The organism is Acidovorax sp. NPDC077693 (assembly GCF_044542805.1).
Taxonomy (GTDB): Bacteria; Pseudomonadota; Gammaproteobacteria; order Burkholderiales; family Burkholderiaceae_C; genus Acidovorax.
In genome coordinates, this window is record NZ_JBITVD010000001.1 from 56,171 (window position 1) to 73,231 (window position 17,061).

17 protein-coding genes are annotated in these 17,061 nt (G+C 67.7%); 5 read left to right on the forward strand and 12 right to left on the reverse strand.

The genetic code is table 11. The features are described 5' to 3' along the window. Positions 1 to 98 precede the first annotated feature (98 nt). Both ACIGHN_RS00285 and ACIGHN_RS00290 read right to left on the reverse strand, forming a co-directional pair. Complete coding sequence (locus ACIGHN_RS00285) at positions 99 to 623, reverse strand: GNAT family N-acetyltransferase (protein ID WP_056162314.1); 525 nt, start codon at positions 621 to 623, stop codon at positions 99 to 101. A 188-nt stretch (positions 624 to 811) separates the two neighbouring features. Next, entirely contained in the window at positions 812 to 1,411 is a 600-nt protein-coding gene (locus ACIGHN_RS00290; RefSeq protein ID WP_396502814.1) for a hypothetical protein, read from the reverse strand. Positions 1,412 to 1,592: 181 nt separating this feature from the next. Here ACIGHN_RS00290 and ACIGHN_RS00295 point away from each other — a divergent pair, with 181 nt between their 5' ends. Both ACIGHN_RS00295 and ACIGHN_RS00300 read left to right on the forward strand, forming a co-directional pair. Continuing rightward, a complete protein-coding gene (locus ACIGHN_RS00295; RefSeq protein WP_396502815.1) occupies positions 1,593 to 2,228 on the forward strand; it encodes a response regulator in 636 nt (211 codons plus the stop codon). Then, on the forward strand, positions 2,215 to 4,164 hold the full coding sequence (locus ACIGHN_RS00300; RefSeq protein ID WP_396502816.1) for an ATP-binding protein: 1,950 nt from the start codon (positions 2,215 to 2,217) through the stop codon (positions 4,162 to 4,164). The genes ACIGHN_RS00295 and ACIGHN_RS00300 overlap by 14 nt, the downstream gene beginning before the upstream one ends. Here ACIGHN_RS00300 and ACIGHN_RS00305 read toward each other — a convergent pair. The 5 genes from ACIGHN_RS00305 to ACIGHN_RS00325 form a co-directional block, all read right to left on the reverse strand. Further along, positions 4,136 to 5,575: a coniferyl aldehyde dehydrogenase gene (locus tag ACIGHN_RS00305; protein ID WP_056420974.1), complete on the reverse strand. Its 1,440-nt coding sequence runs from the start codon at positions 5,573 to 5,575 to the stop codon at positions 4,136 to 4,138. The two genes, ACIGHN_RS00300 and ACIGHN_RS00305, sit on opposite strands and share 29 nt — an antisense overlap. Positions 5,576 to 5,848: 273 nt before the next feature. After that, on the reverse strand, positions 5,849 to 6,214 hold the full coding sequence (locus ACIGHN_RS00310; protein ID WP_396502817.1) for a hypothetical protein: 366 nt from the start codon (positions 6,212 to 6,214) through the stop codon (positions 5,849 to 5,851). 86 nt (positions 6,215 to 6,300) lie between these two features. Continuing rightward, positions 6,301 to 8,907 (reverse strand): ATP-dependent chaperone ClpB, encoded by a 2,607-nt coding sequence (clpB, locus tag ACIGHN_RS00315; RefSeq protein ID WP_056420967.1) that lies wholly within the window; start codon positions 8,905 to 8,907, stop codon positions 6,301 to 6,303. Between the two features lie 251 nt (positions 8,908 to 9,158). Next, on the reverse strand, positions 9,159 to 9,635 hold the full coding sequence (locus tag ACIGHN_RS00320) for a molybdenum cofactor biosynthesis protein MoaE (protein ID WP_056162627.1): 477 nt from the start codon (positions 9,633 to 9,635) through the stop codon (positions 9,159 to 9,161). 35 nt (positions 9,636 to 9,670) lie between these two features. Beyond that, the gene (locus ACIGHN_RS00325) at positions 9,671 to 9,901 is read right to left on the reverse strand and encodes a hypothetical protein (RefSeq protein ID WP_056420965.1); all 231 of its coding nucleotides are present in this window, start codon (positions 9,899 to 9,901) and stop codon (positions 9,671 to 9,673) included. 77 nt (positions 9,902 to 9,978) lie between these two features. Here ACIGHN_RS00325 and ACIGHN_RS00330 point away from each other — a divergent pair, with 77 nt between their 5' ends. The 3 genes from ACIGHN_RS00330 to dapA all read left to right on the forward strand — a co-directional run bounded on the left by ACIGHN_RS00330 (position 9,979) and on the right by dapA (position 11,893). Next, positions 9,979 to 10,233, forward strand: a complete 255-nt coding sequence (locus ACIGHN_RS00330; protein ID WP_056162292.1) for a hypothetical protein — start codon at positions 9,979 to 9,981, stop codon at positions 10,231 to 10,233. An 11-nt stretch (positions 10,234 to 10,244) separates the two neighbouring features. Further along, positions 10,245 to 10,616: a hypothetical protein gene (locus tag ACIGHN_RS00335; RefSeq protein ID WP_396502818.1), complete on the forward strand. Its 372-nt coding sequence runs from the start codon at positions 10,245 to 10,247 to the stop codon at positions 10,614 to 10,616. A gap of 356 nt (positions 10,617 to 10,972) precedes the next feature. Further along, positions 10,973 to 11,893: a 4-hydroxy-tetrahydrodipicolinate synthase gene (gene dapA, locus ACIGHN_RS00340; protein WP_396502819.1), complete on the forward strand. Its 921-nt coding sequence runs from the start codon at positions 10,973 to 10,975 to the stop codon at positions 11,891 to 11,893. Between the two features lie 33 nt (positions 11,894 to 11,926). On the opposite strand, the gene moaD is transcribed toward dapA, so the two are convergent. The 5 genes from moaD to ACIGHN_RS00365 all read right to left on the reverse strand — a co-directional run bounded on the left by moaD (position 11,927) and on the right by ACIGHN_RS00365 (position 17,048). Continuing rightward, a complete protein-coding gene (gene moaD / locus ACIGHN_RS00345) occupies positions 11,927 to 12,181 on the reverse strand; it encodes a molybdopterin converting factor subunit 1 (RefSeq protein ID WP_056420962.1) in 255 nt (84 codons plus the stop codon). Further along, on the reverse strand, positions 12,178 to 13,413 hold the full coding sequence (gene glp, locus ACIGHN_RS00350) for a gephyrin-like molybdotransferase Glp (RefSeq protein WP_396502820.1): 1,236 nt from the start codon (positions 13,411 to 13,413) through the stop codon (positions 12,178 to 12,180). Before glp ends, moaD begins: the two co-directional genes overlap by 4 nt. A gap of 31 nt (positions 13,414 to 13,444) precedes the next feature. After that, a complete protein-coding gene (mobB, locus tag ACIGHN_RS00355) occupies positions 13,445 to 13,999 on the reverse strand; it encodes a molybdopterin-guanine dinucleotide biosynthesis protein B (protein WP_396502821.1) in 555 nt (184 codons plus the stop codon). Positions 14,000 to 14,277: 278 nt separating this feature from the next. Beyond that, positions 14,278 to 15,714, reverse strand: coding sequence for a threonine synthase (gene thrC, locus ACIGHN_RS00360; RefSeq protein WP_396502822.1), 1,437 nt, complete (start codon positions 15,712 to 15,714; stop codon positions 14,278 to 14,280). Then, positions 15,714 to 17,048, reverse strand: coding sequence for a homoserine dehydrogenase (locus ACIGHN_RS00365; protein ID WP_396502823.1), 1,335 nt, complete (start codon positions 17,046 to 17,048; stop codon positions 15,714 to 15,716). The genes thrC and ACIGHN_RS00365 overlap by 1 nt, the downstream gene beginning before the upstream one ends. Positions 17,049 to 17,061: the final 13 nt, after the last annotated feature.

The window sequence follows — 17,061 nt, forward strand, 5'->3', positions numbered from 1 at the left end:
GAACCGCTGGCTGGCGACAGCGTTCCCGTGCCCGCACCGCGCTGCACAGCGCAAGCGGAGGGAACGCGCCCAGCGGCTCGGGGAGGGGTTTCAAATCATCAGGCGTTGATCGGGCGCTTCAGGCGCACTTCTTCGATCTTGACGCCGCCGATCACGGCGGTCTTGGCGGTGGACAGCTCACGCTTGAAGCCGGCCATCTCGTGAAAACGCAGGGCACGCTCATTGCGCAGCGGCACCCACGAGGTCACGTTGGTGCAGCCTTCTTCCTGAAGGCCGTCACGGGCGGCGTCCCACAGGGCCAGGCCCACGCCCTGGTTCCAGTGCGTGGGGGCGGCGTAGATGGCCCAGATCTCACCAGTGGTGGGGCGGGACTTTTCATCGCGGGAACGGTCGTAGCCCACGAAACCGACGATCTTTTCGCCGTCGATGGCGACCTGGACCTGCGGTTCGCAATATTCAATGGCCTCGCGCCAGTAGGCCTGGCGCTTTTCGACCGACGACATGGACTTCAACTGCTCGTCTGGCACCAACCCTTTGTAGGCCTCTTGGGCAGAGACGGTATGGATCTGGGCGATGGCTTTTGCATCGCGAAGCGTAGCGGGACGAACCTGGATACTGGACATGGAAAAACCGAACGAAAACGGGGGATGAAAATACGAAAGGACCGGCATTGTCGCCGCAAACGGTTTTTCACCCCGTAGAGGGCCCTGCTTTGCCCTCGTCAAACGTTCAGATTCGCCCCCAGGGGGCCTACTTTGTGGCAGGCAGCGCAGGCCCTCCGTGGGGCTGCGGGCGTGTGCGAAGCCGCGTCTCAGGCCATCGCCATCGAGCCCGTGAGCGCCGAGGATGACGACGCCGCAGCGGCTGCGGCAGCCCGCTGCACCAGCGCGCGCTTGTTGCGCGGGCGGGGCACGTGGACAGCGGGCGGTGTGCCGTTGATGGCCGCCAGACCCAGCACCAGGGTCACGGTGCGCGAGCCGTCTTCACGGTCGTCGCTGGCGTACGCGCGGTAGCTGCCGTTGCCCTGCCCGTGGCTGCGCTGCACGGTGTGGAAGGCCACCCGCACACCACTGACCCGGTGGCCACCAAAAGGCAGCACGCGCAGCCGCGCATCACGGTCCAGCGCCAGGCCCAGGTTGCCGGGGCGGTTGACGAGATCGGTGCGCACCGGGCGCCAGGTCTGCCCATCGTCGATGGAAAACTGCCAGGTGCCCGCCTGGGCGTCGAGGTGCTCGATCACCACACCTGCCGACGCGAGCATGCCCGGGCAGTTTTCTTCGACGATGAGGTCCACCGAATTACCGCCCAGGCCGTTGGCGCAGGACGCGGCGCCGGGTGCGGGACGCCGATCGGTGCGGGGCTGGCGGCTGGCAGCGGTGGCAGAACCTTGGATGGATGCATTCACAGACATTGGAGTCCCTCTCAAGTGCAGGATGTGAAAAAACAAAGGTGCGCATTGGTTTTCACCCCATCGATGCCTTCCAACAAGATGCTTTTCAATGCTTGACGGAAAGTCTAAAAATTGACCTATCCGGCGTCCATCGCACAAATGGACTAGTCAACAACAGCTTTTTGTGCGTAATACTTGCCGGATGACTGCCCGTCTCTTGCTCGTGGACGACCACAACCTCTTTCGCACCGGGTTGCGCCTGATCGTCCAGGACCATGCCGGCGTGGGAGAGATCGCCGAGGCGGGCTCGATCGCCGAAGCCTGCGCCCTGCAGGCCGTGGACACCGACCTGGTGCTGCTGGACATCCAGCTGCCCGGCATGAATGGCCTCGATGGCCTGCGCCCGCTGCGCCAGGCCTGCCCCCGCGCGCGCATCGTGCTGGTGTCGGCCAGCGTGGCGCCCGACGCGATCCACGAGGCACGCGCGCGGGGTGCGGACGGTTTTCTCTTCAAGTCGGCCAGTGCGCAGGACATCCTCGACGCCATCACCTGTGCGCTGGCAGGCCAGCCCTGCTTTCCGATCCACAACAGGCACGGCGCTGCGGCACGCGCGCCGGACGCGCCGGCGCTCACTGCGCGGCAACTGGAGGTGCTGGCCCTGCTGTGCACCGGCAAGCCCAACAAGGTCATCGCCCGCGACCTGGGCCTGAGCGAGAACACCGTGCGCGTGCACGTGGCCGCCATCTTTGCGCAACTGGGCGTCAACAGCCGCAGCGCCGCGCTGCTGGCCGCGCAGCGCATGGGGCTGTCCACCCCGCAGCTCCATGACACCCTCTGACGCCGTGCCGGGCCAGCAGGCCGCCACGCCAGCCCCACGCTGGAGCGACTGGGCGGCGCGGGCCGGCTGGCCGGTGTGGGAGCGCGACGAGGTGCTGCGCGAGCAGGCCGCCCTGCTGCGGCAGAACTTCCCGATGACGCTGCTGGCATCGCTGGCCACGGCGCTCGGTACGCTGTGGGTCATGGCCCCCGTGGCCGACACGCAGGCCACCACCATCTGGCTCGTTTTGCACGCCATGGTGGTGCTCGGGGTGTACATCACGCTGCGCAGCATCGCCCCCTTCACCGACCCTGCGCCCCAGGCGGCGCGCAAGCTGATTGCCTGCATGGCAGCGATGGGGCTCAGTTGGGGCAGCCTGGGCTATGTGGTGCTGTACTGGGGCACGCAGGAGAGCGTGATCTATGCCATCGGCATCATCAGCACCGTGTCGTCGGGTGCGCTCGGACTGGGCGCACCGCTGTACCGGGCCTATGTGACCTACCTCACCTGCGCCATGGGCGGCGTGATGATCGCGGTGGCGGCGGAAGGCGGCACGGTGATGTGGCCCGCGCTCTTCCTGACCAGCGTCTACTTCGCATTGACCTGCATGCAGGCGCGCACGGCCGACCGCGCCACGCGGCGCAGCATCGCGCTCAAGCTCGAGAACGACCGGCTGGTGACCGAGCTGCGCGCCGAGTCCCAGCGCGCGCTGGCAGCGCAAGAGGCCGCCGAGCGCGCCGACCGCGACAAGTCCCGCTTTCTGGCGGCTGCCAGCCACGACCTGCGCCAGCCGCTGCACGCCATGGGGCTGTTCCTTGAATCGCTGCAGCGCAGCCCGCTGAGCGACCACCAACGGACCGTGCTGGGCCATGCGCACGCAGCATCGGGCGCCGCGGCCGAGATGCTTACCACGCTGCTCGATTACTCGCGCCTGGAGGCCGGGGTGGTCAAGGTGCACCCTGCGCCGTTTGCGGTGCAGCCGCTGCTGAGCGCGCTGGAGCAGGAGTTCGGCGTACAGGCCGACACGGCCGGGCTGGTGTACCGCACCCGCGAGACATCGGCCGCCGCGCATGCAGACCGGGCCCTGGTGGGTCTGGTCATGCACAACTTCATCTCCAACGCCCTGCGCTACACCGCGCGCGGCGGCGTGCTGATTGCGTGCCGCACGCGGGGCAAGCGCCTGGCGCTCGAGGTGTGGGACACCGGCGCCGGCATACCGCAGCACCAATGGGAAGACATCTTTCGGGAATTCCACCAGCTGGGCAATCCCGAGCGCGACCGGCGCAAGGGCCTGGGCCTGGGCCTCGCCATCGTGCAGCGGCTCGCGCGCGAGATGGGCACTTCGGTGGAGGTCCTGTCACACCCCGGCCGCGGCTCCGTGTTCCGTCTGTGGCTCGACCGCTGGCAGGGCGCGCTGGAGGACGACAGCGCCGCCACATCCCCGTCTGCGGATGCGCGCAGCCTGAGCGGCCTCAAGGTACTGGCCATCGACGACGACGAGGCCGTGCGCACCGGCATGCAGTCGCTGCTGCAAAGCTGGGGGTGCCTGTGCATCACGGCCGAGTCGAGCAAGGATGCGCTGGAGTGCCTGGAAGACCCAGCGCTCGACATCGTGCCCGACCTCATCATCACGGACTTCCGCCTGCGCCACGAGGAGACCGGCAAGCAGGTGCTGCAGGCCCTGCGCGCCTACCTGGGCACGCCCGTGCCGGCGATCATCCTCACGGGCGACACATCGCCCCAGCGCCTGCGGGACGCGCAATCCACCTCGGCCCTGCTGCTGCACAAGCCCGTATCCACCACCCAGTTGCGCGACGCCATGGTGCAGCTCATCACGCAGCCGCACCTGCACACGCCAGCCGCCGCTGCGGCAGACTCCGATGACGACGGCGAAGGCGGCGATGACGTCGCGCGCGCGGCCACCAGCGCTACAGCCAGCGCCGAAGCAGCCCCATGACCTGGTCGAACTTCGCGCCGTAGGGCGGGTAGAACATCGACCCCATCGACCAGCGCGACTGCACCAGCACCGACTTCTGGTGGCAAAAACGCAAGAAGCCCTGCTCGCCATGGTAGGCACCCCAGCCGCTGTCGCCCACGCCGCCAAACGGCAGGTTGTCGTGGGCGATGTGCATCAGCGTGTCGTTCACCGTCACGCCACCGCTCACCGTGCGGCGCAGCACGTCGTCGCGCACGGCTTCGTTCTGGCCGAACCAGTACAGCGCCAGCGGGCGCGGGCCGGCGTTGATGTGCGCGATGGCGTCGTCCAGCCGCTCATACGACACCACGGGCAGGATGGGCCCGAAGATCTCTTCCTGCATGAGCTGCATGGCCGACGTGGCGCCGAACACCAGCGTGGGCAGCATCTGGCGGCTCGCGCCGTCGCCCAGCGTGCCCACGGTGGGCACCGCGGGCTTGCCGGCGGCGGGGTCGATGGTCTGCACCTCGGCGCCCTGCGTCTGGGCCTGCTGCAGCATCGTGCGCAGCCGGGCATGGTGGCGCGGCGTGATGATGGAGGCGTAGTCGCCGTTGCCCTCGATGGTGGGGAACAGCCGCGCCACGGCCGTGCGGTAGGCCTGGGCGAACTCGCCCTCGCGCCCGCGCGGCAGCAGCACGTAGTCGGGCGCGATGCAGGTCTGCCCGGCGTTGAGCAGCTTGCCGTGCGCGATCTTGAGCGCCGCGTCCTGCATGTCGCAGTGCCCGTCGATGATGCAGGGCGACTTGCCGCCCAGCTCCAGCGTGGTGGGCGTGAGGTGCTGGGCCGCGGCCTGCGCCACCTTGCGGCCCACGGCGGTGGAGCCGGTGAACACCAGGTGGTCGAACGGCAGCGACGCGAACAGCGCCGACAAATTGGCATCGCCCTGCACCACGCAGAACTCGTCCGGCGTGAAGAACTGCGCCACCAACGCGGCCAGCTGGGCGGATGTGTGCGGCGTGAGCTCGCTGGGCTTGAGCATCACGCGGTTGCCCGCCGCCAGCGCGGTGATGGCCGGCGCCAGCGCCAGTTGCACGGGGTAGTTCCACGGAGCAATCACACCCACCACGCCCAGCGGCTGGCGCTGGATGTGGGCACTGGCGGGCTGCAGGAAGATGGGCGTGCGCACCTTGCGCGGCTTCATCCACTTGGCCAGATGGCTCAGCGTGTGCGACAGCAGGGTGCGCAGCACGAAGAAATCCGCCACCTCGGTCAGGCGCGGCGACCGCATGCCGAAGTCGGCCTGCACTGCCGCTGCCAGCACCGGCCCGTTCTCGTCCAGCATCTTGGACAGGCGCAGCAGGCGCTCGCGGCGTACCAGCAGGGGCACATCGACGTGCTCGCGGCTCGCCTGGCGTTGAAGATCGAAGTGGGCGTGGATATCGGCTGGTGTCATGGCTGAATGATAAGGAGGTGCCACCGGCCCACCGGGCCCTGCGCTGACGAGCACGCATGCATGCAGGGCCGGCGCCTGCGCGGTGCGGGCGGAAGCATGTCGCAGTATCGGGCCGCAGGGCCCGCGTGCGGTGTCAAAAAGCTCTGTCTAGAGAGCTGCGTCGATGCGGACAGGTGAGGACGGAGGGGGAAGGATGCAGGTCCATCCTGCGCCGCGGTCGCCACGACCGCTGCCAGCCCAAGTTGCCAGCGCGCCAGTGCCCCAAAGCACCGATCAGCGCAGCTCCCGCGCCTCCACATCGGTCACCTGGGCCGCACCGGGCAGGATGCCGCCCCGACGCGATGCTGCGGGGTCGTCCACGCCATCGCCGTGCTCCGACGCATGCTGCGGGCCGGCCGGCGCCGCCGACGACCAGCGCTGGGTGGAGCGGAACGCGGTGCTGAAGCCGGTGCGCGGGTCCATGCGCATGACCCAAGGGGTGACGGGCCTGCCGGTGAGCCGGGCCCAGCCTGCGCGCAATGCCCAGACCAGCGCCAGCACCATGACACCCGCGAGCAGGCTCAAGAACAGCACCAGGCCCAGCGCCACCACCACCAGGCGCACCACAAAACGCAGAACCCTTGCAACAAATTCGTTCAAACGACACCTCTCCTTCACAACTGCGCCAACGCCGCCCGGGCCTCGTGAGAGCCCCGGGCGGCGTGCGCGTTCAACACATCAGCGTGTCAGCCCTGCGCTGCGGCGCCGAACTGAAAGACACCGGGCTCCAGCACCGGGTTCACCGTGACCGGGATCACGCTCTTGGGCGGGAAGCGACCTTCCAGCAGCAGCTTGGACAGCGGGTTCTCCAACCGCTGCTGGATCGCCCGCTTGAGCGGCCGCGCGCCGAACACGGGGTCGAACCCCACCTTGGCCAATTCTGCCAACGCTGCGTCCGACACCTGCAAGTCCAAATCCATCTTGGCCAGCCGGGATTGCAGCTGCTGCAGCTGGATCTTGGCGATGGCGGCGATGTGCTGCGCGTCCAGGCCATGGAACACCACGGTCTCGTCGATGCGGTTCAGGAACTCGGGGCGGAAGTGGTTCTTGAGCTCGCCCCACACCGCTTCCTTGATGTCCTCTGCGTCCTGCCCCACCATGGCCTGGATCAGGTGCGAGCCGATGTTGCTCGTCATCACGATCACCGTGTTCTTGAAGTCCACGGTACGGCCCTGCCCATCCGTCAGGCGGCCGTCGTCCAGCACCTGCAGCAGCACGTTGAACACATCGGGGTGGGCCTTTTCCACCTCGTCGAGCAGCAGCACGCTGTAGGGCTTGCGGCGCACGGCTTCGGTCAGGTAGCCGCCCTCCTCGTAGCCCACGTAGCCGGGCGGCGCGCCGATCAGGCGGGCCACCGAATGCTTCTCCATGAACTCGCTCATGTCGATGCGAATCAGGTGGTCTTCGCTGTCGAACAAGAAGCCCGCCAGCGCCTTGCACAGCTCGGTCTTGCCCACGCCTGTGGGGCCCAGGAACAGGAACGAGCCCGTGGGCCGGTTCGGGTCCGACAAGCCCGAGCGCGAGCGGCGGATGGCATTGGCCACGGCGGCAATCGCCTCTTCCTGGCCGACCACGCGCTCGTGCAGCTTGTCTTCCATCTGCAGGAGCTTGTCCTTTTCGCCCTGCAGCATCTTGGACACGGGAATGCCCGTGGCGCGGCTCACCACTTCGGCGATCTCTTCGGCGCCCACCTGCGTGCGCAGCAGGCGGCGCGGGGCAGGAGCACCGTCCTTGCCGTCCTCTTGCGCCTGCGCTTCTTTCAGCTGGCGCTCCAGGTCCGGCAGCTTGCCGTACTGCAGCTCGGCCACCTTGTTGAAGTCGCCCTTGCGGGTGAATTCCTCGATCTGGAACTTGAGCTTGTCGATGGCTTCGCGCACGTGCGCGCTGCCCTGGGCCTGGGCCTTTTCGGCCTGCCAGATCTCGTCGTAGTCGGCGATCTCCTTTTGCAGCTTGGCGATCTCTTCCTCGATCAGCCCAAAGCGCTTGAGCGACGACTCGTCCTTCTCGCGGCGCACGGCCTCGCGCTCGATCTGCAGCTGGATCAGGCGGCGGTCCAGGCGGTCCATGACCTCGGGCTTGGAGTCCATCTCGATCTTGATCTTGGAGGCAGCCTCGTCGATCAGGTCGATGGCCTTGTCGGGCAAAAAGCGGTCGGTGATGTAGCGGTGGCTCAGCTCGGCCGCGGCCACGATGGCCGGGTCGGTAATGTCCACGCCATGGTGCACCTCGTACTTTTCCTGCAGGCCGCGCAGGATGGCGATGGTGGCCTCCACCGTCGGCTCGCCGACCAGGATCTTCTGGAAGCGGCGTTCGAGCGCAGCGTCCTTCTCGATGTACTTGCGGTACTCGTCGAGCGTGGTCGCGCCCACGCAGTGCAGCTCGCCGCGCGCCAGCGCCGGCTTGAGCATGTTGCCCGCGTCCATCGCACCCTCGCCCTTGCCGGCACCCACCATGGTGTGCAGCTCGTCGATGAAGACGATGGTCTGGCCCTCGTCCTTGGCCAGCTCGTTGAGCACGGCCTTGAGGCGCTCTTCGAACTCGCCACGGTACTTGGCACCGGCCAGCAGGGCGGCCATGTCGAGCGACAACACGCGCTTGCCCTTGAGCGATTCGGGCACCTCGCCGGCCACGATGCGCTGGGCCAGGCCTTCGACGATGGCGGTCTTGCCCACGCCGGGCTCGCCGATGAGCACGGGGTTGTTCTTGGTGCGGCGCTGCAGCACCTGGATGGCGCGGCGGATCTCGTCGTCACGGCCGATCACGGGGTCCAGCTTGCCGATGCGGGCGCGCTCGGTCAGGTCCATGCAGTACTTGGCCAGGGCGCCGCGCTGGCCCTCGGCCTCGGCGCTGTCCATCTTCTGGCCGCCGCGCACCGCGTCGATGGCGGTCTCCAGGCTCTTGCGGGTCAGGCCGTTTTCCTTGGCGATGCGCGCCGCCTCGCCCTTGCTGTCGATCACGGCCAGCAGGAACAGCTCGCTCGCGATGAACTGGTCGCCGCGCTTGATGGCTTCCTTCTCGGTGGCCTGCAGCACGCGGCCGAGCTCCGGGCCGCCCTGCACCTGGTCGTTGCCCTGCACCTGGGGCAGGCGCTGCACAGCGGACTCTGCCGCGGCCAGCAAACCTTGCACATTGACGCCGGCGCGCTGCAGCAGCGCCCGCGGGCCGTCGTCCTGGCGCAGCATGGCCACGATGACGTGGACGGGCTCGATGTAGGCGTGGTCACTGCCCAGGGCCAGGGTCTGGGCGTCGCTCAGGGCTTCTTGAAACTTGGTGGTGAATTTGTCGAGACGCATGGGTGAATGTCCTCCGAATTGCAGACCAATTGGGGCGGGAAATGCCCGATTTCAAGACAGTCACCTCGCCCGGGGATGACGTGGATCAGCAAACTCTCCTGAGTGCACCGCATCTCTTTGCTATATTTTTAATAGCTTCCAGCGCTTATCCCAAGCGCGGCAGAGGCATTTTGGACCTGAAATACCCTGCTTGCACCCACACGCCACGTGCACTGCGGCCGGAAGGCGGCCTGGGGCAGCGCCGGGCAGCCCTATGCGTTCTGCGCCGTGATGCCCCAGCGTGCCAGCGCCGCGTCGTCGCTCACCCGCGCATCCACCCAGCGGGCGCCCTGCGGGGTTTCTTCCTTCTTCCAGAACGGCGCCTGGGTCTTGAGGTAGTCCATCAGGAATTCGCAGGCCTGAAAGCTCTGGCCGCGGTGCGCGCTGGTCACGGCCACCAGCACGATCTGGTCGAGCGGCTGCAGCAGCCCCACGCGGTGGATGATGCGCGCGCCGAAGATGTCGAAGCGGCGCAGGGCCTCGTCCACCATCGCCTCGATGGATTTTTCGGTCATGCCCGGGTAGTGCTCCAGCTCCATGGACGACACGGCATCGCCTTCATTGCGATCCCGCACCGTCCCAATGAAACTGCAGACGGCCCCCACGCCCTTGTTGTGGCTGCGCAGCGCAGCGATTTCGGTGGACAGGTCGAAGTCCTGCGTCTGGATGGACACGCGGGGCGACGCCATGGTGACGGCACCCGGGGGCAAGTCGCGCGGCGTGGTCATGGCGAGCGGTGCAGCCGGGGCGCGGCCAGCAGGGCGAGCTCTTCTTCGACCACTTTGTTCAACTGCGCGAGCGCCGGCTTTGGCGGCAGCTGGGCCAGCAGCGCCTGCAGGCGCGTCACGTCGCCCACGGTCGGGGCCACCTTGATCTGGGCGATGGCGGCGTCGATGTTGCCGCCCTGCACCAGCGCCAGGACTTTGCCGGGCCATTCACTTTTGGGTTTTGCCATGGAGGATGTGTGATTGTCTGTACGATGGGCCCGCACTTTACCCCCAGTGCCCGCTCGCAGGGCGCTTCCCCACCTCCATGGCCACGCAAACCATCACCACCGACCTCTACAAGCTCTACCCTTCGCCGCGCAATGCGCACAAGGACGTGTTCGAACACCAGGTCTTCGTGCCCTACCCTTACGCCATCATCGACCTCGATGTGATGGACCTGGCGGGCAAGACCACGCTGTTCGCGGCGTGCCGGCTGTCGGACATGAAGATGGGCCAGGTGGTGAGCTTCGAGCTGCCTGCCGACCAGGCCCGGTTCGAGCGCCTGTTCACGCCCGATTGAGCGAGACGCCCATGGATGACGACAACCAGATCCACGTCCCGCCCTCCTTCATGGCCGTGTACAGCGACACCCGCAACCGGCTGACGGAGAAGCCCGCCGTGGTGCGCACCCGCTACGAACTGTGCGAGGACCTGGCGGGCCACCTGGTGGAGCACGCGCAGACGCTGTACCACGTGCAGGCGCCGTCGGAGGCCGAGATCTTGCGGCGCATCCACGCCGGGCTGTGCAGCGCCGAATCCGGCGTGTCGGTGGCCGAGGCGACGTGGATCGTCACGCGCCTGGCCGAGATGCTGAACTGGCCCTGCCCGGAGCTCCTGCCACCGCTGGCTGCCGAGGATCCATCGACCCCAGCCGAGGCACCCGCAGCAGGCCGGGCGCCCTGAGGCCTGCTGCGCTACAGCAAGCCGCGACGAACACCCCAAGGCGCCGCGCTGGCCTTCATCAGCCCGCTGCCTGCCGTAGCGCCCATCAGACAGCTTTTGGCAGGCGCGTCGCTATACTGCGCCCCATGCCCACGCACCGCATTTCTGCCCTGATCACCGCTCCCGCGGTGGCCTTGCAGTGCGTGGTCAAAGCCAAAAAACCAGAGCTCATCTGACCGGAGCTGTGGTTCCGTCCGGATGAGCGACGGACCCACCTGGTAGAGAAATCCTGCTTTCTTTTTCTTCCCTCCCCGGCATTCCGCGCGTTCTTTTTCGGACGGTTCTTCCCTTGGTCGAACCTTCAAAGGACCCTGCGCATGCCCACACTGACGACACCTTTTTCCGCTGCCCTCCCCACTACACCCGAGGTCACACTCCCTGCGCCCACCCGCACCGTCTTCAGCGGGCTGTGGATCGCCCTGGTCACGCCGTTCAAGGACGGTGCCGTGGACCATTCGGCCCTGGCCGCCCTCACCACCCGACTATGTGCCGACGGTGTTGCGGGCTTCGTGGCCTGCGGCTCGACCGGCGAGGCGGCGGCCCTCGACAAGGCCGAGCAATTGCAGGTGCTGGAGACCGTGCTGGGCGCCGCCCAGGGGTTGCCCGTGGTGATGGGCCTGTCGGGCTACCACCAGGGCCAGATGCTGGAGCAGGTGCGTGCGCTGGCGCACTACCCGGTGGCGGGCCTGCTGGTGTCCGCCCCCCACTACATCCGCCCCTCGCAGGAAGGCCTGCTGCACTGGTTCCGCACGCTGGCCGACGCCAGCGCGGTGCCCGTGCTGATCTATGACATTCCCTACCGCACGGGTGCCACGATCAGCACCGAGACGCTGCTGGCGCTGGCGGCGCATCCGCGCATCCAGGGCATCAAGGACTGCGGTGGCAGCCCCGCCAAGACGCAGGCCCTGATCGCCGATGGCCGGCTGCAGGTGCTGACGGGCGAAGACGCGCAGATCTTCCATACGCTGGCCCTGGGCGGCGCCGGCGCCATCTCGGCCAGCGCGCACTGGCAGACACCCCAGTTTGTGGAGTTGACGGCTTTGCTGCGCTCAGGCGACCTGCCCGCAGCCCGCCCGGTGTGGCAAGCCTTGCAACCCTGGGTGGAGGCATGTTTTGCCGAGCCCAACCCGGCCCCGCTCAAGGCGATGCTGGCGCATGCGGGGTGGATGCGCAGCGAACTGCGCGCGCCGATGATGCCGGCCTCGAAGGCGCTGCAAGATCGTTTGCAGGCGCTTTGAGGTGACTGGCCGCGCGCGAGAAAAAGCGCCCGGCTAACCGCCCGTCACCGGCGGAAAGAACGCCACCTCGGCCCCATCGGCCAGGATGGCGGATTCATCGCTCAAGGTCTGATCGAGCGCCATGCGCACGGCCCGGCCGCGCGCCAGGCTGCTGGCGTGGGCCCCGCCGCGTGCAATCAGTTCGTCGCGCAGGGCACCCAGCGTGGCGGCAGAGGTCTCGACCGCCTCGCTGCCGTGCCCAATGGCCTCGCGGATGGAGGCGAAGTAACGCACAGAGATCTTCTTCATCCCAGAAGCTCCGAGAAAGCGATGAACCGCACCGTATCGCCAGCGGCAATCGTCTGGCCCGCCGGGTTGTCCACCACGCCATGGCCCCAAGCGGCCGAGGTGAGCACGCCCGAGCTCTGGTTGGCGAACAGGTCGAGCCCGCCGGCTGCGTTGTGCCGCACGCGCAGGAATTCGCGGCGTTTGTCGGCTTTGGGCCAGTTGAAATCGGCGCGGGCAGCGATGGACCTGGGGGCAACGTCCTGCACGCCCTGCAGGCGCAGCACGAACGGCCGCACCAGCAGTGCAAAGGTCAGAAAGCTCGACACGGGGTTGCCGGGCAGGCCCATGAAGTGCGCAGCGCCCTCTGCACGCGGGATCTGGCCGTAGGCGAACGGCTTGCCGGGCTTCATGGCGATCTGCCACAGATCGAGCCGGCCCAGCGACTCGACAGCGGGCTTGATGTGGTCTTCTTCGCCCACCGAGACGCCGCCGCTGGTGAGGATGAGGTCGTGGTCCGCGCTGGCGCTGCGCAGCGCCTGTACCGTCGCGTCGCGCCGGTCCGGGACGATGCCCAGGTCGGTCACCTCGCAGCCCAGGCGCTGCAGCATGGCGCGCAAAAAGAACCGGTTGCTGTTGTAGATGGCGCCGGGGCGCATCTGCTCGGGCGGCACCTCGCCGGGCATCACCAGTTCGTCGCCGGTGGAAAACAGCGCCACGCGCGGCCGGCGTGCGACCTGCAGCGCGTGCAGGCCGATGCTCGCCGCCAGGCCCAGTTCGGCGGGCGACAGGCGCGTACCCCGCGCCAGCACCACGGCACCGCGGGTGATGTCTTCGCCGGCGCGCCGGATCCACTGGCCGGGCTGGGGCACGGCGTTGATGCGCACGCTGCCCTGGTCCGGCAGGGCTTCGCAGTCTTCCTGCATCAGGATGGCGTCGGCGCCCTCGGGCACCGGCGCGCCGGTGAAGATGCGCGCTGCCGTGCCGCTTTGCAGCGGCTCGCCCGCGCTGCCCGCGGCAATGCGCTGCGAGACCGGCAGCACCGTGCCCGCCGCGGGCACGTCGGCCCGGCGCACCGCGTAGCCGTCCATGGAGCTGTTGTCCTGCGGGGGCACGTGCAGCGCCGAGACGCAGTCCTGCGCCAGCACGCGACCGTCGGCGTCGAAGGTGGAGACCGCCTGCGTGGCTGTCGGCGGCACGGCGTGCGCCAGCAGCTCGGCCAGCGCGTCGTCCAGGGATTTGAGGGGGCGGTTCATGGTGGTGGTGGTTCCCGTCGCTTGAATGGGACTACATCCCCGCCCCGTAGAGCTCTTCGTTGTACTCGAACCGCTGTTCGTTCTGCACCAGCCAGTCCACCACCGCGGACGGGGCGTTGAGGTCGAGCAGGGGCAACTGCGTGGGCACCGTGAGCGCACCGGGCGCGTCGGTGGCGACAGCCACCACGAAGTCGTCCTCGGGGTAGCGCACGGGCTTGGCCGCCTGGCCGGCTTCGGGCGCGCGCCAGACTTCGATCTTGAGCAGGTCGCTGTCCTTGAAGCCTTCCACCAGCACCCAGTCCACGCCCGCGTACAGCTCGGCGATCAGGTGGTGCACGGAGAGCGTGGCGGGGCGCTCGAACTCGCGCACCAGCATCAGGCGCTTGTCGGACGCCGCCACCACTTCGAACGCACCGGCCTCGCGGTGGCGGTAGGTGTCCTTGCCGGGGTGGTCCACGTCGAAGCTGTGGTGCGCGTGCTTGACCACCGACACCCGCAGCCCGCGCAAGCGCAGCTCAGGGATGAGTTGCTCGACCAGCGTGGTCTTGCCACTGCCGGAGAAGCCTGCAAAACCGATCACCTTCATCCATCGCTCCTTGCGGTCGCTACGTTTTTAATAGCTGCTTGCGCATGCCTATCAAGCGGTAGCGTCCATTTTTATGCTCAATAACGCTCTGCAGCGCTGCTCTCGGGGCCGTCAAGCCGCGCGGTGGCGGCCAGGCAGCGGTGCCGCGAGGGCCGCGACGGCTGCTTGGCGGCGCCAGCGCGGCGCCGGGGCCCTGCCGATCCGCTGATTCCGCCTGCGGTGCCACGGCCAAGGCACGCCAGCACCGGGACCCTGCCCCGCTGCGCTGGACTGCTCACTCAGGCGTTATCGCACACCCGCTGGATGTACGCCTTGACCTGGTCCACATCGGCGGGCATCACCTGCACGCGCTTGGGCAGGTCTTCGATGCCCGCGAACTTCTCGGGCCGCTCGGGCGCGTGTCCCAGGGCTTCTTCGATGGTCTCGGCGAACTTGATGGGCAGCGCGGTCTCCAGCACGATCATCGGCACCGATGCGTCGCCACGGTGCTCACGCGCCACCTTCACGCCGTCGGCGGTGTGGGTGTCGATGGTCACGCCATGGCGCTGGTGGGTGTCGCGGATGGTGGCCAGGCGGTCGGCGTGGGTGCTCTTGCCGCTTTCAAAGCCGTACTTGCCCGCCGCGTCGGCGAACAGCGGATCGGCGCTCAGATCGAACCGGCCATAGGTCTGCAGCGCGGCGCTGAACAGGGCCTTGGTGCGCTGGCCGTTGCGGCCCAGCAGGTCGAAGATGAACCGCTCGAAGTTGCTGGCCTTGCTGATGTCCATCGACGGGCTCGACGTCTCGTGCGTGTCGGCTGCGGCGCGCACGCGGTACGAGCCCGTGCGAAAGAACTCGTCGAGCACATCGTTCTCGTTGGTGGCGACCACCAGCTTGGCGATCGGCAGACCCATCTGGCGCGCCACGTGGCCCGCGCAGACGTTGCCGAAGTTGCCCGACGGCACGGTGAAGCTGACCTTCTGGTCGTTGGTCTCGGTGGCCTGGATGTAGCCCGCGAAGTAGTACACCACCTGCGCCAAGAGGCGCGCCCAGTTGATGGAGTTGACGGTGCCGATCTTGTACTTGCGCTTGAAGTCGAGGTCGTTGCTCACGGCCTTGACGATGTCCTGGCAGTCGTCGAACACGCCTTCGATGGCGATGTTGTGGATGTTCTCGTCCTGCAGGCTGAACATCTGTGCCTGCTGGAAGGCGCTCATGCGGCCATGGGGCGAGGTCATGAAGACGCGCACGCCCTCTTTGCCGCGCATGGCGTATTCGGCCGCGCTGCCGGTGTCGCCGCTGGTGGCGCCCAGAATGTTCAGCTCTTCGCCGCGGCGCTTGAGTTCATACTCGAACAGGTTGCCCAGCAGTTGCATGGCCATGTCCTTGAAGGCCAGCGTGGGGCCGTTGGACAGGGCCTCGAGCCACAGGCCGTCTTCCAGGTGGCGCAGGGGCACGATCTCGCCCGTGCCGAACACTTCGGCCGTGTACGTCTTGGCGCAGATGGCCTTCAGGTCGGCGGCAGGGATGTCGTCGATGTACAGCGACAGGATCTGGAACGCCAGTTCGGCGTAGCCCTGCTCGTGGTACGCCTTGCGCAGCTTGGTCAGCGTGGCACCGCTGATCTTGGGGTACTGCTCGGGCAGGTACAGGCCGCCGTCGGGCGCCAGGCCTTCGAGCAGGATGTCGCAGAAATGCTTGCGGTCGGCATGGCCGCGGGTGGAGATGTACAGCATCAGTTCAGTTCCTCCTTGCGGATGCGCGTGATGGGCGCCAGCACCGTGGGCAGCGCCTGCATCTGGGCGATGACGGCGTCCATGGTGCCTTCGCGGGTGTCGTGGGTCAGGATGATCAGGTCGGTCTGGGTGGAGCCTTCGCCCCCCACTTCGTCGGCTTCGCGCTGCAGCACCGCGTCGATGCTCACGCCGGCTTCGGCCAGCAGGCCGGTGACCTTGGCCAGCACGCCGGCCTGGTCGGCCACGCGAAGGCGCAGGTAGTAGCTGGTGACCACTTCGCTCATCGGCAGCACCGGCAGCGTGCCCATGGCGTCGGTCAGCGTGTGGGCCTGGAAGGCCAGGTGCGGCACGCGGTGCTCGGGGTCGGCCGTGTGCAGGCGGGCGATGTCCACCAGGTCGGCGATCACGGCGCTGGCGGTGGGCTCGCTGCCCGCGCCCTTGCCGTAGTACAGCGTGGTGCCCACGGCATCGCCCTGCACCACCACGGCGTTCATCGCGCCTTCGACGTTGGCGATCAGCCGCTTGGAGGGCACCAGGCTCGGGTGCACGCGCAGCTCCACGCCCTTGTCGACGCGCTTGGTGATGCCCAAGAGCTTGATGCGGTAGCCCAACTGCTCGGCGTACTTGATGTCGGCAGCACCCAGCTTGGTGATGCCTTCGACGTAGGCCTTGTCGAACTGCACCGGGATGCCGAAGGCAATGGCGCTCATCAGCGTGACCTTGTGCGCGGCGTCCACGCCTTCGATGTCGAAGGTGGGGTCGGCCTCGGCGTAGCCCAGGCGCTGCGCTTCTTTCAGCACCACGTCGAAGTCCAGGCCCTTGCTGCGCATCTCCGACAGGATGAAGTTGGTGGTGCCGTTGATGATGCCGGCGATCCACTGGATGCGGTTGGCGGTCAGGCCTTCGCGCAGCGCCTTGATGATGGGGATGCCACCGGCCACGGCGGCCTCGAAGGCCACCATCACGCCCTTGGCCGATGCGGCCGCGAAGATCTCGGTGCCGTGCACGGCCAGCAGCGCCTTGTTGGCGGTGACCACGTGCTTGCCGGCCGCGATGGCCTCGAGCACCAGCGCGCGGGCGATGCCGTAGCCGCCGATGAGCTCGATGACGATGTCGATATCGGGGTTGGCGATGATGGCGCGGGCGTCGTTCACGACCTCGATGCCGTCACCCACCGCGGCCTTGGCGCGGTCCACGTCAAGGTCGGCCACCATGGTGATCTCGATGCCGCGGCCGGCGCGGCGGCGGATTTCTTCCTGGTTGCGCTGGAGCACGTTGAACACGCCGCTGCCGACGGTGCCGATGCCCAGAAGGCCTACTTGGATGGGTTTCATGGTGATGTTGGGA

Coding starts and splice junctions, on each gene's coding strand:
- ACIGHN_RS00325 (WP_056420965.1), bottom strand. CDS start 9,901: ATGGCAAAACCCAAAAGTGAATGGCCCGGCAAAGTCCTGGCGCTGGTG.
- thrC (WP_396502822.1), bottom strand. CDS start 15,714: ATGCTGTACATCTCCACCCGCGGCCATGCCGACCGCAAGCATTTCTGC.
- clpB (WP_056420967.1), bottom strand. CDS start 8,907: ATGCGTCTCGACAAATTCACCACCAAGTTTCAAGAAGCCCTGAGCGAC.
- glp (WP_396502820.1), bottom strand. CDS start 13,413: ATGAACCGCCCCCTCAAATCCCTGGACGACGCGCTGGCCGAGCTGCTG.
- mobB (WP_396502821.1), bottom strand. CDS start 13,999: ATGAAGGTGATCGGTTTTGCAGGCTTCTCCGGCAGTGGCAAGACCACG.
- ACIGHN_RS00285 (WP_056162314.1), bottom strand. CDS start 623: ATGTCCAGTATCCAGGTTCGTCCCGCTACGCTTCGCGATGCAAAAGCC.
- dapA (WP_396502819.1), top strand. CDS start 10,973: ATGCCCACACTGACGACACCTTTTTCCGCTGCCCTCCCCACTACACCC.
- ACIGHN_RS00365 (WP_396502823.1), bottom strand. CDS start 17,048: ATGAAACCCATCCAAGTAGGCCTTCTGGGCATCGGCACCGTCGGCAGC.
- ACIGHN_RS00335 (WP_396502818.1), top strand. CDS start 10,245: ATGGATGACGACAACCAGATCCACGTCCCGCCCTCCTTCATGGCCGTG.
- ACIGHN_RS00290 (WP_396502814.1), bottom strand. CDS start 1,411: ATGTCTGTGAATGCATCCATCCAAGGTTCTGCCACCGCTGCCAGCCGC.
- moaD (WP_056420962.1), bottom strand. CDS start 12,181: ATGAAGAAGATCTCTGTGCGTTACTTCGCCTCCATCCGCGAGGCCATT.
- ACIGHN_RS00320 (WP_056162627.1), bottom strand. CDS start 9,635: ATGGCGTCGCCCCGCGTGTCCATCCAGACGCAGGACTTCGACCTGTCC.
- ACIGHN_RS00300 (WP_396502816.1), top strand. CDS start 2,215: ATGACACCCTCTGACGCCGTGCCGGGCCAGCAGGCCGCCACGCCAGCC.
- ACIGHN_RS00330 (WP_056162292.1), top strand. CDS start 9,979: ATGGCCACGCAAACCATCACCACCGACCTCTACAAGCTCTACCCTTCG.
- ACIGHN_RS00305 (WP_056420974.1), bottom strand. CDS start 5,575: ATGACACCAGCCGATATCCACGCCCACTTCGATCTTCAACGCCAGGCG.
- ACIGHN_RS00295 (WP_396502815.1), top strand. CDS start 1,593: ATGACTGCCCGTCTCTTGCTCGTGGACGACCACAACCTCTTTCGCACC.